General features: G+C 54.0%; 15 protein-coding genes. 8 read left to right on the top strand and 7 right to left on the bottom strand.

Going from position 1 to position 13,175, the window contains the following annotated elements; all coding sequences use genetic code 11:
* The first annotated feature begins 15 nt into the window (after positions 1-15).
* Both ACMGG5_RS03570 and ACMGG5_RS03565 read left to right on the top strand, forming a co-directional pair.
* A complete protein-coding gene (locus ACMGG5_RS03570; protein WP_061716408.1) occupies positions 16-1,470 on the top strand; it encodes an NAD-dependent succinate-semialdehyde dehydrogenase in 1,455 nt (484 codons plus the stop codon).
* A 45-nt stretch (positions 1,471-1,515) separates the two neighbouring features.
* Positions 1,516-1,788 (top strand): barstar family protein, encoded by a 273-nt coding sequence (locus ACMGG5_RS03565; RefSeq protein ID WP_008502839.1) that lies wholly within the window; start codon positions 1,516-1,518, stop codon positions 1,786-1,788.
* A gap of 64 nt (positions 1,789-1,852) precedes the next feature.
* On the opposite strand, the gene yhcN (ACMGG5_RS03560) is transcribed toward ACMGG5_RS03565, so the two are convergent.
* From yhcN (ACMGG5_RS03560) to argR, 3 genes are all read right to left on the bottom strand, one after another.
* Positions 1,853-2,119, bottom strand: a complete 267-nt coding sequence (gene yhcN, locus ACMGG5_RS03560) for a peroxide/acid stress response protein YhcN (RefSeq protein WP_024906332.1) — start codon at positions 2,117-2,119, stop codon at positions 1,853-1,855.
* Between the two features lie 111 nt (positions 2,120-2,230).
* On the bottom strand, positions 2,231-2,494 hold the full coding sequence (gene yhcN, locus ACMGG5_RS03555) for a peroxide/acid stress response protein YhcN (protein ID WP_024906333.1): 264 nt from the start codon (positions 2,492-2,494) through the stop codon (positions 2,231-2,233).
* Positions 2,495-2,869: 375 nt separating this feature from the next.
* Positions 2,870-3,340, bottom strand: a complete 471-nt coding sequence (gene argR, locus ACMGG5_RS03550; protein WP_023309388.1) for a transcriptional regulator ArgR — start codon at positions 3,338-3,340, stop codon at positions 2,870-2,872.
* A gap of 397 nt (positions 3,341-3,737) precedes the next feature.
* Here argR and mdh point away from each other — a divergent pair, with 397 nt between their 5' ends.
* Complete coding sequence (gene mdh, locus ACMGG5_RS03545; RefSeq protein ID WP_023309387.1) at positions 3,738-4,676, top strand: malate dehydrogenase; 939 nt, start codon at positions 3,738-3,740, stop codon at positions 4,674-4,676.
* Between the two features lie 57 nt (positions 4,677-4,733).
* Here mdh and degS read toward each other — a convergent pair whose 3' ends face one another.
* From degS to zapG, 3 genes are all read right to left on the bottom strand, one after another.
* Positions 4,734-5,801: an outer membrane-stress sensor serine endopeptidase DegS gene (degS, locus tag ACMGG5_RS03540; protein ID WP_024906334.1), complete on the bottom strand. Its 1,068-nt coding sequence runs from the start codon at positions 5,799-5,801 to the stop codon at positions 4,734-4,736.
* A 91-nt stretch (positions 5,802-5,892) separates the two neighbouring features.
* Complete coding sequence (degQ, locus tag ACMGG5_RS03535) at positions 5,893-7,260, bottom strand: serine endoprotease DegQ (protein ID WP_024906335.1); 1,368 nt, start codon at positions 7,258-7,260, stop codon at positions 5,893-5,895.
* A gap of 171 nt (positions 7,261-7,431) precedes the next feature.
* Entirely contained in the window at positions 7,432-7,830 is a 399-nt protein-coding gene (gene zapG / locus ACMGG5_RS03530; RefSeq protein ID WP_008502832.1) for a Z-ring associated protein ZapG, read from the bottom strand.
* Positions 7,831-8,019: 189 nt separating this feature from the next.
* Between zapG and zapE the strand changes: the two genes are divergently transcribed.
* From zapE to sspB, 5 genes are all read left to right on the top strand, one after another.
* Positions 8,020-9,144: a cell division protein ZapE gene (gene zapE / locus ACMGG5_RS03525; protein WP_024906336.1), complete on the top strand. Its 1,125-nt coding sequence runs from the start codon at positions 8,020-8,022 to the stop codon at positions 9,142-9,144.
* A 292-nt stretch (positions 9,145-9,436) separates the two neighbouring features.
* The gene (rplM, locus tag ACMGG5_RS03520) at positions 9,437-9,865 is read left to right on the top strand and encodes a 50S ribosomal protein L13 (RefSeq protein WP_006178824.1); all 429 of its coding nucleotides are present in this window, start codon (positions 9,437-9,439) and stop codon (positions 9,863-9,865) included.
* 15 nt (positions 9,866-9,880) lie between these two features.
* Entirely contained in the window at positions 9,881-10,273 is a 393-nt protein-coding gene (gene rpsI, locus ACMGG5_RS03515) for a 30S ribosomal protein S9 (protein ID WP_003860436.1), read from the top strand.
* Positions 10,274-10,581: 308 nt separating this feature from the next.
* The gene (gene sspA, locus ACMGG5_RS03510) at positions 10,582-11,220 is read left to right on the top strand and encodes a stringent starvation protein SspA (RefSeq protein WP_023333624.1); all 639 of its coding nucleotides are present in this window, start codon (positions 10,582-10,584) and stop codon (positions 11,218-11,220) included.
* 5 nt (positions 11,221-11,225) lie between these two features.
* On the top strand, positions 11,226-11,723 hold the full coding sequence (gene sspB / locus ACMGG5_RS03505) for a ClpXP protease specificity-enhancing factor (protein WP_024906337.1): 498 nt from the start codon (positions 11,226-11,228) through the stop codon (positions 11,721-11,723).
* A gap of 29 nt (positions 11,724-11,752) precedes the next feature.
* On the opposite strand, the gene gltD is transcribed toward sspB, so the two are convergent.
* A complete protein-coding gene (gene gltD, locus ACMGG5_RS03500) occupies positions 11,753-13,171 on the bottom strand; it encodes a glutamate synthase subunit GltD (RefSeq protein ID WP_023309377.1) in 1,419 nt (472 codons plus the stop codon).
* Between the last annotated feature and the right edge of the window lie 4 nt (positions 13,172-13,175).

Below are 13,175 nucleotides of genomic sequence, written 5' to 3'. Positions count from 1 at the left end.
AGGAAGGGAGGACACATGACGACCCAGGCGCTTCAGGATCACATCCTTTTTCAGACCGGTTATCTGGTCAATGGAATCTGGAAAACGCTGGACACGACGTTCGATGTACTTAACCCCGCGACCGGGGAAGTCATCGCTAAAGTCGCGAAGGCGGGTAAAGCACAAACCGAAGACGCTATCGCAGCGGCCACCAAAGCCTTCCCGGCCTGGCGTGCCAAAACCGCAAAAGAGCGTTCGGCGATTCTCTACCGCTGGTACGAACTGATTATTGAGAATAAAAGCTGGCTCGGGCGGTTAATGACCACCGAACAGGGCAAACCCCTGAAAGAGGCTGAGGGAGAAGTCGAGTACGCCGCCAGCTTTATCCAGTGGTTTGCCGAAGAAGCCAAACGCGCCAACGGTGAAATTATTCCGCCGATCAAACCCGGCTCACGCATTCTGGCGACCCGTGAACCCATTGGTGTGGTCGCGGCGATTACGCCGTGGAACTTCCCGATGGCCATGCTCACCCGCAAGTTAGGCCCGGCGCTGGCAGCAGGATGTACCGGGGTGATCAAACCGGCCAATAACACACCGCTCAGTGCCTTTGCGCTGCTTACCCTGGCAAAACAGGCCGGCGTACCCGACGGCGTGCTCAACGCCGTGGCCGGGAATACGCATGAAATCAGCGATGCGATTATGGCAAGCCGGGACGTGCGTAAAATCTCCTTTACGGGTTCAACCTCCGTCGGCAAAACGCTGGTGCGTAACGCCGCAGAAACCATGAAGAAAGTCTCGATGGAGCTGGGGGGAAATGCTCCTTATATCGTTTTTGAGGATGCGGATATCGACGCAGCGGTTAAGGGGGCGATCGCCAACAAGTTCCGCAATGCCGGGCAGGTCTGCGTCAGCGTGAACCGTTTTTATATTCAGGAAACCGTCTACGACAAATTTGTTAATAAACTTGCCGATGCGGTGAATGGGCTGAAGGTGGGCAATGGTCTTGACGAAGGGGTGGTCGTCGGGCCGCTGATTGAACCTTCTGCGGTCAACAAGGTGCGTGAGCATGTCGACGATGCCGTTGCCCGGGGCGCAACCGTACTGGCTGGGGGTAAACCCCATCCGCTTGGTGGGAATTTCTGGATGCCAACCGTACTGGGCGACTGCCATGAAGGCATGAAGCTGGCAGAAGAAGAGACGTTTGGCCCGGTGGCGGCGTGCTTCCGTTTCACCTCGGAAGATGAAGTTATCCAGCGCGCCAACAACACGCCCTATGGGCTGGCGGCTTACTTCTATACCCAGAATCTCTCACGGGTCTTCCGCGTTTCACAGGCAATCGAGAGCGGGATGATTGGCATTAACGAGTGTGCCGTCTCCACGGAGCTCGGCCCCTTTGGCGGCGTAAAAGAGTCAGGTCTTGGACGAGAGGGCTCCGTGCTTGGGCTGGAAGAGTATCTGGAAGTTAAAACCCTGCATATTGGGGGATTATAATAGACAGGGCGGCATCTGCCGCTCGCCTGGACTGGGTGGCTGGCAATGAAAACCTATACGTTTGATTTTGACGAGATCGACAGTCAGGAAGACTTCTACCGTGAATTTATCCGGGTGTTTGATCTTGAACGGGAAAGCGTGACGAATCTGGATACGCTGTGGGACGTGGTGACCGGCAGCCTGCTGCCGCTACCGCTGGAAATTGAGTTCATCCATTTGCCCGATAAGCTTCGCAGACGTTTTGGCGCGCTGATATTGCTTTTCGATGAAGCGGAAGAAGAGCTTGAAGGGCAGCTGCGCTTTAACGCGCGGCATTGAATCAAAAAAAAAGCCCCTGACCATGAGGCCAGGGGCAAGTCGTATGATGAGATACGACGAGGGTTTATTTGTACAGCTCTGCCGTTGCATGCCAGTGGTCACCCTGATTCAGTTCGGTGACGCGATAGCTGCTGGCGCCTGCTTTTTCAGCTTTGGCGGCAAGTTCGTGACGAATATCCATTGGGGAACCGGTGACTGACGTCACGGATACGCTGCCCATTGGCTGCAGATTTTGTGCCTGGTCGGCATTCACCTGCTGTACGGCTGCACTTGCGCCGAAAGAGAGAACGGATGCCAGACCGAGGGTTGCGATGATCAATTTGGTTTTCATAGTCTTTACTCCTGAATAGGGTTTTTTACTCAACGGCGAGAAGGGTTGAACCGCTATTTTTATGCCTGGTGCCGTTGAGGGGAGATTTACGTTTTTAGTTATTACTAAAACTTATTTGTACAGCTCAGCGGTGGCGTGCCAGTGGTCACCAGAACGCGCTTCGATGATGCGATAGGATGACGCACCCTGTTCTTCCGCTTTTTTGTTCAGCATCTCACGCATGTCCATTGGCGATGTGCCGACCGCGCCGACAGAAACCGTACCGATGGCCTGGCGGGATTGCGCCTGGTCAGCATTGATAGAGTCGGCAGCGAAAGCACCGAATGACAGGACAGACAGGACGCTCAGCGCCGCTACAGTTGATTTGATTTTCATGATTCTTACCTCGTCGAATTTTTTAGTGGGGTCTTGTTTCGTGACCCTCATCACAAAATCAAGTATACACTAATAACGGTAAAAATTAATACCAGACTAATGGTTTCTATTGTTATTACGTGTTAACCAGACTATTTTTTATAACCAAATTGCATAATATTGGGTGTTTTTTGTTCGATTGTGGTGGTTATATCTAATTAAATCATATGGATAGTAGCTTTTGATTTTTTGTGCGATTTTTTGATTTAGCATTCACCAGATGAATGTTAATGGGTGGTAAAAAGCACTATTTGTCAAAGTGAAGGGCAGTAGAAAAGAGGGGGAAACGCAGCGTAAGCAGAACGATCCCCGTAGCGACGCTACGGGGAGAGGGGATTAGAGTTCCTGTTCGAACAGAACCAGAATCGCTTCGTGGAGATCTTTCACGGAGAAACCGCTGGCTGGTGTGGTAAAGATGGTGTCATCGCCGGCGATAGTCCCGAGGATACCCTCCGTTTTACCCAGCGAGTCCAGCATGCGGGCAATCAGCTGTGCGGCCCCAGGGCTTGTGTGGATCACCACTACGGCGTCGTTATGATCGATATCCAGAACCAGATTTTTGAGCGGGCTGGAGGTGGTCGGCACGCCAAGTTCTGCCGGCAGGCAATAGACCATCTCCATCTTGGCGTTACGGGTACGCACCGCGCCAAATTTCGTTAACATGCGGGAGACTTTCGACTGATTGATGTTATCGAAGCCTTGTTCCTGCAGCGCCTGAACAATTTCTCCCTGAGAACTGAATTTCTCTTCTTTGAGTAGCGCCTTAAACGCCTTTACTAATTCTTCTTGCTTAGACGAGCTTCGCATAAGTCACCCGGAATATGACGATAGAAACAACATTATTATGCATGTGGATGAATTTTTATGCAAATTATCTACCCAGCGCCAGGCTGAAATAATGTTATGAAAGGGAGTGATTTTATCAGATTTCGTTATCAGAAAACATGCCTGGGTCACGCCGCGCAAATAAGCTTAAAAGTAAATTAAATGTTATCAAAATGATGTTGTTTTGGTGGCGGGGCAGGGTGTATTGTAACCACCTCTTAATGCGTTGCCATTTGTCGTCAGATAGTCTTCTGATGAGAGATAAAGTCGCGTGACCTCAAATTCTTTAGCTACGAAAATTGTAATTATTTACTTGCTGAATTATGGTCGCCGCAACGGATTTACAGATACTTAAGTTAACCATAATAAGGAGTTTAGGATGAAAGTCGCAGTCCTCGGCGCTGCTGGTGGTATCGGCCAGGCGCTTGCCCTACTACTGAAAACCCAACTGCCTTCAGGCTCAGAACTCTCCCTGTACGATATTGCTCCGGTAACCCCAGGTGTGGCGGTTGACCTGAGCCACATCCCGACCGCTGTAAAAATCAAAGGCTTCTCCGGTGAAGATGCACGTCCTGCACTGCAGGGTGCTGACGTGGTGCTGATTTCTGCAGGCGTGGCGCGTAAGCCAGGCATGGATCGTTCAGACCTGTTCAACGTCAACGCGGGCATCGTGAAAAACCTGGTGCAGCAGATTGCAGAAATCTGCCCGAAAGCATGCATCGGTATCATCACTAACCCGGTGAACACTACCGTGGCTATCGCGGCAGAAGTGCTGAAGAAAGCGGGTGTTTACGACAAAAACAAACTGTTCGGCGTGACCACGCTGGATATCATCCGTTCCAACACCTTTGTTGCTGAGCTGAAAGGCAAACAGCCAACAGAAGTGGAAGTGCCGGTCATTGGCGGTCACTCTGGCGTCACCATCCTGCCTCTGCTGTCGCAGATCCCAGGCGTGAGCTTCACCGAGCAGGAAGTGGCTGACCTGACTAAACGCATCCAGAACGCGGGCACCGAAGTGGTGGAAGCGAAGGCGGGTGGCGGTTCTGCAACCCTGTCTATGGGCCAGGCAGCTGCGCGTTTTGGCCTGTCACTGGTTCGCGCTCTGCAGGGCGAGAAAGGCGTTGTTGAATGCGCTTACGTTGAAGGCGATGGCGAACACGCTCGCTTCTTCTCTCAACCGCTGCTGCTGGGTAAAAACGGTATCGAAGAGCGTAAATCCATTGGTACGCTGAGCGCGTTTGAACAACACGCGATGGAAGGTATGCTGGATACGCTGAAGAAAGATATCACCCTGGGTGAAGAGTTCGTTAACAAGTAAAACGAACCGTCTTCTGGCAAAAAAAACGGAGCTTATCGCTCCGTTTTTTTATGCTTGTCAGTTAGTGGCCGGATATTCCTGAATCGTCACATGCAGCGTCAGTTTCTTATCGTTGCGCATGACTTCAACAGGGATGATAGAGCCCGGACGAATCTCTGCCACCTGGTCCATCGTCTCCAGCGCAGAGACCGCTGGCGTGCCGTTGACCGACACAATGACGTCATTTACCTGAATACCCGCATTAGCGGCCGGGCCACCAGGCGACACTTCATTCACCACAATCCCCTGAATCTGATCGATACCACCGCCCTGGGTATGCATCGGTGCAATTTCGCGCCCGCCGATACCGATATAGCCGCGGATCACGCGTCCGTCGCGGATCAGCTTATCCATGATCTTGGTCGCCAGCTGGAACGGAATGGCAAAGCCGATCCCTTCCGGCGTCTCGCCGTCGTTACTCTTATCGAACGAGAGGGTGTTGATGCCCATCAGTTCACCCAGCGAGTTGACCAGCGCCCCGCCGGAGTTACCGTGGTTGATGGAGGCATCGGTTTGCAGGAAGTTCTGCCGCCCGGAGGGGTTGAGGCCAATACGACCGGTCGCACTAATAATCCCCTGGGTGATGGTCTGACCCAGGTTGTAAGGGTTACCAATCGCCAGGACGACGTCACCAATATGCGGGGTACGTTTACGGTTGATCGGGATGACCGGCAAACCGCCCGTGGCGTTAATTTTCAGCACGGCCAGATCGGTCAGGCTGTCAGAACCAACGAGTAACGCCTCAAATACGCGGCCATCCTGCAGGGCGACGATGATCTGGTCGGCATCGTTAATCACGTGCTTGTTGGTAATAATGTAGCCGCGCTCGTCCATGATTACGCCGGAGCCGAGAGTACGGATCTCCAGCTGGTTGTGGGCTGAGGTGTTCAGACCACGGTTATAGACGTTAACCACGGCAGGTGCGGCACGGCGGACGGCCTGGTTATAGGTGGCTGGCGTTTCATCCGTGCTATCGAACTGGGGAGCCGACAGTTTATTGAACTGACGTATAGACGGCAGCGCCAGCAGCAGCAGGCCAGCGACAATCAAACCGATGACAATAGAACGTAAGAGCTTTAAAAGCATGATGCGCGTGTCGTTAAAAAAGGAACGATTTGCAGCATAACATGAGTTATCCGGACATCACACGCAGCGGTGATGTCCGGGTCACAAATGCTTAGCGCAACAGTATATAGATGGACTCATTGCCACGCATGACCTGCAGGGCAATAACCGCCGGTTTACTTTCCAGCAACTTGCGCAGTTCGGCAATGGACTGCACGCGATTGCGGTTTACGCTAATGATCACGTCATCCTGATGCAATCCGGCCTGTGCGGCAGGGCTGCTCTTCTCGACGGTGTCGATGCGAATGCCTTTCGTACCGTCTTTCAGCTGCCCATCGCTCAACGTAGCCCCTTGCAGGGCCGGGGCGATAAGCTCCGCACTGGCAGAGGAAGAGGTGCTCTTATCCAGCGTGACTTCAACGTCCAGCGGCTTACCGTCACGTATCAGGCCCAGCTTCACTTTGGCACCGGGTTCGGTGGTGGCAATCCGCGAGCGCAGTTCGGCAAAGCTGCTCAGCGGCTTGTCGTTCAGGCTGACGATCACATCACCCGATTTCACGCCCGCTTTTGCCGAGCCGGAGTTTGGCAGCACTTCACTGACAAACGCCCCGCGCTGTACGTTGATGTTGAACGCTTTTGCAATATCCGCGCTCATCTCCATACCTTTAATACCCAGCAGCCCGCGTTTGACTTCGCCAAACTGAATGAGCTGTTGAGAGAGGGTTTTGGCCATATTGCTGGGGATAGCAAAACCGATCCCGATGCTGCCGCCGCCCGGGGCCAGAATCGCCGTGTTAATCCCTATCAGCTCGCCGTTAAGGTTGAGCAATGCCCCGCCGGAGTTCCCACGGTTGATGGAGGCATCGGTCTGGATAAAGTTTTCCAGCCCTTCCAGATTGAGGCCGCTGCGTCCCAGCGCGGAGACGATCCCGGAAGTCGCGGTCTGCCCTAAGCCAAAGGGGTTGCCCACGGCGACGGCAAAATCGCCGACGCGCAGTTTGTCGGAGTCCGCGATGGCAATCTGGGTCAGGTTGCTCGGGTTTTGCACCTGCAACAGCGCGATGTCGCTCTGGTCATCTCCGCCGATCAGTTTAGCATCGAATTCGCGGCCATCGTTCAGCTGGACGCTGATTTTATCGGCCTGGCTGATGACATGATTGTTGGTCAGAATATAGCCTTTTGCCGCATCAATAATGACGCCAGAGCCCAGGCCTTCAAAAGGCTGCGCCTGCTGGTCGGGAGACTCATCGCCAAAATATTTTTTCAGTTCTTCAGGGACGCGTTGGCTTTGTACTGCGGTACCCTCAACCTGAACGCTGACGACCGCAGGCAACACTTTTTCCAGCATGGGGGCGAGGCTTGGAATGGCCGCCTGGCCAGGCACCTGGGTGGGGATGGCGGCGAATACAGGGACGGACGCCGAGAGAGATAACCCGACACTTAACGCGATAGCGCTCAACAGCTGGTTTTTTTTCTTCATCGATGTTGACTCTCGTAACCTGGAATAAAGGAAAAACGGCCCCAAAAACACGTTGATGTTATTGAATTTTAAACCGCTGAACAATGAGGTGTTTAACTAAATGATAGCTGGGGTCATCAAGAAAGGACGGGCGCAATCGCTGCGCCCGTAAAATAAATTCAGGTTATGCGATTAATCGCGTTTTACACCGCCGCGCAGCAGGCCGGACGCGCCATCGGAATAGTCGCGAGGCATCTGAACGGGCGCCTGATCGTTACCGGCTTCAGAGTCAGCCAGACGGTTGCGGAACGGGTTGGTTTCCGCGGTCATTTCCGGCAGCAGGCTGCTGGAGCTTTTGGCCATATGTTGATACAGCTGACGATAGTCGGTCGCCATGTTGTCCAGCAGCTCGGCGCTACGGGCAAAATGGCTGACCAGCTCTTCACGATACTCTTCCAGCTCGGCTTTGTTCTTTTCCAGTTCGTACTGCAGTGACTGCTGCTGACGCAATTTGCGATTACCGAAACGCATGGCCACAGCACCGATAACGATGCCGACGACTAAACCGATTAGCGCATATTCCCAGGTCATGAACTTCTCCCGTTGTCTTGTTGTTCCGTAGGGTGTTGGCTCGGCTCCTGCCTGTGCCTGATAATGCCACTATAACCGCTATTTCCGTAGAAGTGGAATCCTGACGTATCATCGCGTAGTGTAGAACGGCCTTTTTTTCATCAGTCGCGTCTGCTGGTGAGCGTTAATTGAAGGAATAACAATAAGATTATGCAAAACCTGTCCCCTGCATCGCGATATCAACTGGCCCTAAACGAGGGCACTCATCAGCCGGATGACGTTCAACGTGAGGCGGTAAACCGTCTGGAGACGATTTATCAGGAGCTCACGGCAAAACCCGCTGAAGTCGAACAGAACGGTGGCCTAAAGGCGGCGTTTGGGCGGTTGCTCGGTAAAAAAACGCCGCAGGCTCATGTGCCGGTGCGCGGTTTATATATGTGGGGCGGGGTCGGTCGCGGAAAAACCTGGCTGATGGACCTGTTCTATCTGAGCCTGCCGGGCGCACGTAAACAGCGCCTGCACTTCCATCGTTTTATGCTGCGGGTGCATGAAGAGCTGACCGCACTGCAGGGTAAAAGCGATCCGCTGGAGATTGTGGCCGACAGGTTCAAGGCGGAAACCGACGTGCTCTGCTTCGATGAGTTTTTTGTGTCTGACATCACCGATGCCATGCTGTTAGGTGGCCTGATGAAAGCGCTATTTGCCCGCGGAATCACGCTGGTGGCCACGTCGAATATCCCGCCGGATGAGCTCTATCGTAACGGCCTGCAGCGGGCACGCTTTCTGCCCGCCATCGACGCCCTCAAGCAGCACTGCGACATCATGAACGTCGATGCCGGTGTCGATTATCGTCTGCGCACCCTGACACAGGCGCACCTGTGGCTTTCGCCGTTAAATGCAGAGACCACCCGCGAGATGGATAAGCTTTGGCTGGCGCTGGCGGGGGCAAAACGCGATCACGCCCCGGAACTCGAGATTAACCATCGCCCGCTGCCCACCCTTGGCGTCGAAAACCAAACGCTGGCGGTCTCCTTTACGACGCTCTGCGTGGATGCCCGCAGCCAGCACGACTACATTGCGCTTTCGCGTCTGTTCCACACCGTCATGGTGCTGGATGTACCGGTGATGACGCGGCTGATGGAGAGCGAAGCACGGCGCTTCATTGCGCTGGTGGACGAGTTTTATGAGCGCCACGTCAAGCTGGTGGTCAGCGCCGAGGTACCTTTATATGAGATTTACCAGGGCGAGCGGCTGAAGTTTGAATTCCAGCGCTGCCTGTCGCGCCTGCAGGAGATGCAGAGCGAGGAATACCTGAAGCTGGAGCATATGCCGTAACAAACGTCACCCTCTCCCTGTGGGAGAGGGGCCGGGGGTGAGGGCACCAGACCGCGCAATACTTACCCCCGAAAAACCCATTCCAAATCACATTTAAGGGTCGATCTTTGACCTCAACTTCTCTATAATCTTGCGACCCCACGTTACGAGAAGGTTTTTTTCCCGAAACTTTCTATGTGTCGGCATTAGCTATTCGAAGGGGTAGGTTTGCCGGACTTTGTCGTGTGAACCTCAACTGACTAAACGTTTGGGTGTTCACCAACGTGTAACTTATTATTTGGGTAAGCTTTTAATGAAAACTTTTACAGCTAAACCAGAAACCGTACAGCGCGACTGGTATGTTGTTGACGCGACCGGTAAAACTCTGGGCCGTCTGGCTACTGAACTGGCTCGTCGCCTGCGCGGTAAGCACAAAGCGGAATACACTCCGCACGTTGATACCGGTGATTACATCATCGTTCTGAACGCTGATAAAGTTGCTGTAACCGGCAACAAGCGTACTGACAAAGTGTACTATCACCACACCGGCCACATCGGTGGTATCAAAGAAGCGACCTTTGAAGAGATGATTGCTCGCCGTCCTGAGCGTGTGATTGAAATCGCGGTTAAAGGCATGCTGCCAAAAGGCCCGCTGGGTCGTGCTATGTTCCGTAAACTGAAAGTTTACGCAGGCAACGAGCACAACCACGCGGCACAGCAACCGCAAGTTCTTGACATCTAATCGGGATTATAGGCAATGGCTGAAAATCAATACTACGGCACTGGTCGCCGCAAAAGTTCCGCAGCTCGCGTTTTCATCAAACCGGGCAGTGGTAAAATCGTAATCAACCAGCGTTCTCTGGAACAATACTTCGGTCGCGAAACTGCCCGCATGGTAGTTCGCCAGCCGCTGGAACTGGTTGACATGGTAGAAAAACTGGATCTGTACATCACCGTTAAAGGTGGTGGTATCTCCGGTCAGGCAGGTGCGATCCGTCACGGTATCACCCGCGCTCTGATGGAGTACGACGAATCCCTGCGTTCTGAACTGCGTAAAGCTGGCTTCGTTACTCGTGACGCGCGTCAGGTTGAACGTAAGAAAGTGGGTCTGCGTAAAGCACGTCGTCGTCCACAGTTCTCCAAACGTTAATCCATTCTGCTTACGCAGAACGATTGGCGAAAAACCCGCTTCGGCGGGTTTTTTTATGGATAATGCGCAGGTTATCCACAATCTCCATGCATATATCTTCTCTTTTTCCACATTTCCAGAATCCCCTCACCACAAAGCCATCAAAATCTGGTAAACTATCATCCAATTTTCTGCCCAAATATCGGTGAATACTCGATTTTTGTTCGTTTCTTGAACAATGTGTTTTCTCTGGGATGGGCGATACAACATCTGGCTGGCCCCTGTTGGGCTGGTAGCAGTAAAAATTCTGAATATACCTGGAGGTTTTCATGGCTGTCGCTGCCAACAAACGTTCGGTAATGACGCTGTTTTCTGGTCCTACTGACATTTATAGCCATCAGGTTCGTATCGTGCTGGCCGAGAAGGGTGTCAGTTTTGAGATCGAGCATGTGGAAAAGGATAACCCGCCTCAGGATCTGATCGATCTCAACCCGAGCCAAAGCGTACCGACGCTGGTGGATCGCGAGCTGACCCTGTGGGAATCCCGTATCATTATGGAATATCTGGATGAGCGTTTCCCGCATCCGCCACTGATGCCTGTTTACCCTGTCGCGCGTGGTGAAAGCCGCCTGTACATGCAGCGTATTGAAAAAGACTGGTACTCGCTGATGAACGTTATCGTCAGCGGTTCCGCTTCTGAAGCTGACGCTGCACGTAAGCAGCTGCGTGAAGAGCTGCTGGCAATCGCGCCTGTGTTTGGTCAGAAACCGTTCTTCCTGAGCGATGAGTTCAGCCTGGTGGATTGCTACCTGGCACCGCTGCTGTGGCGTCTGCCAACCCTGGGCGTAGAGTTCAGCGGTCCTGGCGCGAAAGAGCTGAAAGGCTATATGACTCGCGTATTTGAACGCGACTCTTTCCTGGCATCTTTAACTGAACCGGAACGTGAAATGCGTCTCGGCCGAGGCTAATGACTGTGGAAATGTCACAACTTACCCCACGCCGTCCGTATCTGCTGCGCGCCTTCTATGAATGGCTGCTGGATAACCAGCTCACGCCGCACCTGGTTGTGGATGTGACGTTGCCGGGCGTGCTGGTTCCAATGGAATACGCGCGTGACGGACAGATCGTACTGAACATTGCGCCGCGTGCGGTGGGTAATCTGGAGCTGGCAAACGATGAAGTGCGCTTCAACGCGCGTTTCGGCGGCGTGCCGCGTCAGGTTTCCGTACCTCTGGCAGCCGTGCTGGCTATCTACGCGCGTGAAAACGGGGCGGGTACCATGTTCGAGCCGGAAGCGGCGTATGATGAAGATGTTGCCAGCCTGAATGATGACAACGCATCCGATGAGCGCGAAAGCGACACGGTGATGTCACTTATTGATGGCGATAAACCCGATCATCACGACGACAATGACCCTGATGACGATCCGCCTCCGCGCGGTGGCCGTCCGGCTCTTCGCGTCGTGAAATAAAAAAAACAGGCCCAATCGGGCCTGTTTTTTTACACTTCCAGGTAGTTCAGTATACCGTCAGCCGCCTTGCGGCCTTCGGCAATCGCCGTCACCACCAGGTCAGAACCGCGAACGATATCGCCACCGGCGAAGATTTTCGGGTTGCTGGTCTGGAACGCGTTATCGCTGCCTTCTGGCGCAATCACGCGGCCCTGCGAATCCAGCTCAACGCTGTGCTTCGCCAGCCACTCCATGCTGTGAGGACGGAAACCGAACGCCATCACCACGGCATCGGCCGGGATCACGTGTTCAGAACCGGCGACGATTTCCGCACGACGACGGCCTTTCGCATCCGGTGCCCCCATCTCCGTGCGCGCCATCTTCACGCCGCTCACTTTACCGTTGGCATTCACTTCAATACCCAGAGGCTGGATGTTGAACTGGAACTCCACGCCCTCTTCACGCGCGTTTTTCACTTCGCGTTTAGAACCCGGCATGTTCTCTTCGTCACGACGGTAGGCGCAGATCACGTGTGCCGCATTCTGACGAATGGAGGTACGCACGCAGTCCATCGCGGTATCACCGCCGCCCAGCACCACCACGCGTTTGCCTTCCATGCTGACGAAAGGCTCATCGGCGGTTTCGCCGTAGCCCATGATCTGCTTGGTGTTGGCAATCAGGAACGGCAGCGCGTCGTACACGCCCGGCGCGTCTTCGTTCTCCAGACCGCCGCGCATGGACTGATAGGTGCCCACGCCCAGGAACACGGCGTCGTAATCCTTCAGCAGGTCGTCGAGCTGCACGTCGCGGCCCACTTCCACGTTCAGTTTGAACTCAATGCCCATGCCGGTGAAGATTTCACGGCGACGGGTCATGACCTCTTTTTCCAGCTTGAAGGCCGGGATACCGAAGGTTAGCAGACCGCCGATCTCCGGATGACGGTCAAAGACCACCGCCTTCACGCCGTTGCGGGTCAGCACGTCCGCACAGGCCAGGCCCGCCGGGCCCGCGCCGATGATCGCCACGCGCTTGTCGGTTTGCTTCACGCCGGTCATATCCGGACGCCAGCCCATCTCGAACGCTTTATCGTTGATATAGCGCTCGATGTTGCCGATGGTCACCGCGCCGAACTCGTCGTTCAGCGTACAGGAACCTTCGCACAGACGGTCCTGAGGACACACGCGGCCGCACACTTCCGGCAGGGTGTTGGTCTGGTGAGACAGCTCGGCGGCTTCAAAAATACGTCCTTCGTTGGCCAGCTTCAGCCAGTTCGGGATGTAGTTATGTACCGGGCATTTCCATTCACAGTAAGGGTTACCGCAGGACAGGCAGCGGTCTGCCTGCGCTTTGGCCTGGCCCTCTGAAAACGGCTCGTAGATTTCAACAAATTCAATTTTGCGGATCTTCAGCGGTTTCTTTGGCGGATCAACACGCTGCAGGTCGATAAACTGGTATACGTTCTGGCTCATCTGA

This window comes from Enterobacter sp. BNK-34, assembly GCF_048684445.1.
In the GTDB taxonomy this organism is placed as follows: Bacteria; Pseudomonadota; Gammaproteobacteria; order Enterobacterales; family Enterobacteriaceae; genus Enterobacter; species Enterobacter pseudoroggenkampii.
The sequence above is the reverse complement of the archived record's forward strand: the minus strand, read 5'-3'. Positions and strand labels throughout refer to the sequence as shown.

Excerpts from the sequence above, each read along its gene's own strand:
- ACMGG5_RS03570 (WP_061716408.1), top strand. The coding sequence starts at position 16 with ATGACGACCCAGGCGCTTCAGGATCACATCCTTTTTCAGACCGGTTAT.
- argR (WP_023309388.1), bottom strand. The coding sequence starts at position 3,340 with ATGCGAAGCTCGTCTAAGCAAGAAGAATTAGTAAAGGCGTTTAAGGCG.
- zapG (WP_008502832.1), bottom strand. The coding sequence starts at position 7,830 with ATGACCTGGGAATATGCGCTAATCGGTTTAGTCGTCGGCATCGTTATC.
- degQ (WP_024906335.1), bottom strand. The coding sequence starts at position 7,260 with ATGAAGAAAAAAAACCAGCTGTTGAGCGCTATCGCGTTAAGTGTCGGG.
- rplM (WP_006178824.1), top strand. The coding sequence starts at position 9,437 with ATGAAAACTTTTACAGCTAAACCAGAAACCGTACAGCGCGACTGGTAT.
- zapE (WP_024906336.1), top strand. The coding sequence starts at position 8,020 with ATGCAAAACCTGTCCCCTGCATCGCGATATCAACTGGCCCTAAACGAG.
- degS (WP_024906334.1), bottom strand. The coding sequence starts at position 5,801 with ATGCTTTTAAAGCTCTTACGTTCTATTGTCATCGGTTTGATTGTCGCT.
- mdh (WP_023309387.1), top strand. The coding sequence starts at position 3,738 with ATGAAAGTCGCAGTCCTCGGCGCTGCTGGTGGTATCGGCCAGGCGCTT.
- rpsI (WP_003860436.1), top strand. The coding sequence starts at position 9,881 with ATGGCTGAAAATCAATACTACGGCACTGGTCGCCGCAAAAGTTCCGCA.
- sspA (WP_023333624.1), top strand. The coding sequence starts at position 10,582 with ATGGCTGTCGCTGCCAACAAACGTTCGGTAATGACGCTGTTTTCTGGT.
- gltD (WP_023309377.1), bottom strand. The coding sequence starts at position 13,171 with ATGAGCCAGAACGTATACCAGTTTATCGACCTGCAGCGTGTTGATCCG.
- yhcN (WP_024906332.1), bottom strand. The coding sequence starts at position 2,119 with ATGAAAACCAAATTGATCATCGCAACCCTCGGTCTGGCATCCGTTCTC.
- yhcN (WP_024906333.1), bottom strand. The coding sequence starts at position 2,494 with ATGAAAATCAAATCAACTGTAGCGGCGCTGAGCGTCCTGTCTGTCCTG.
- ACMGG5_RS03565 (WP_008502839.1), top strand. The coding sequence starts at position 1,516 with ATGAAAACCTATACGTTTGATTTTGACGAGATCGACAGTCAGGAAGAC.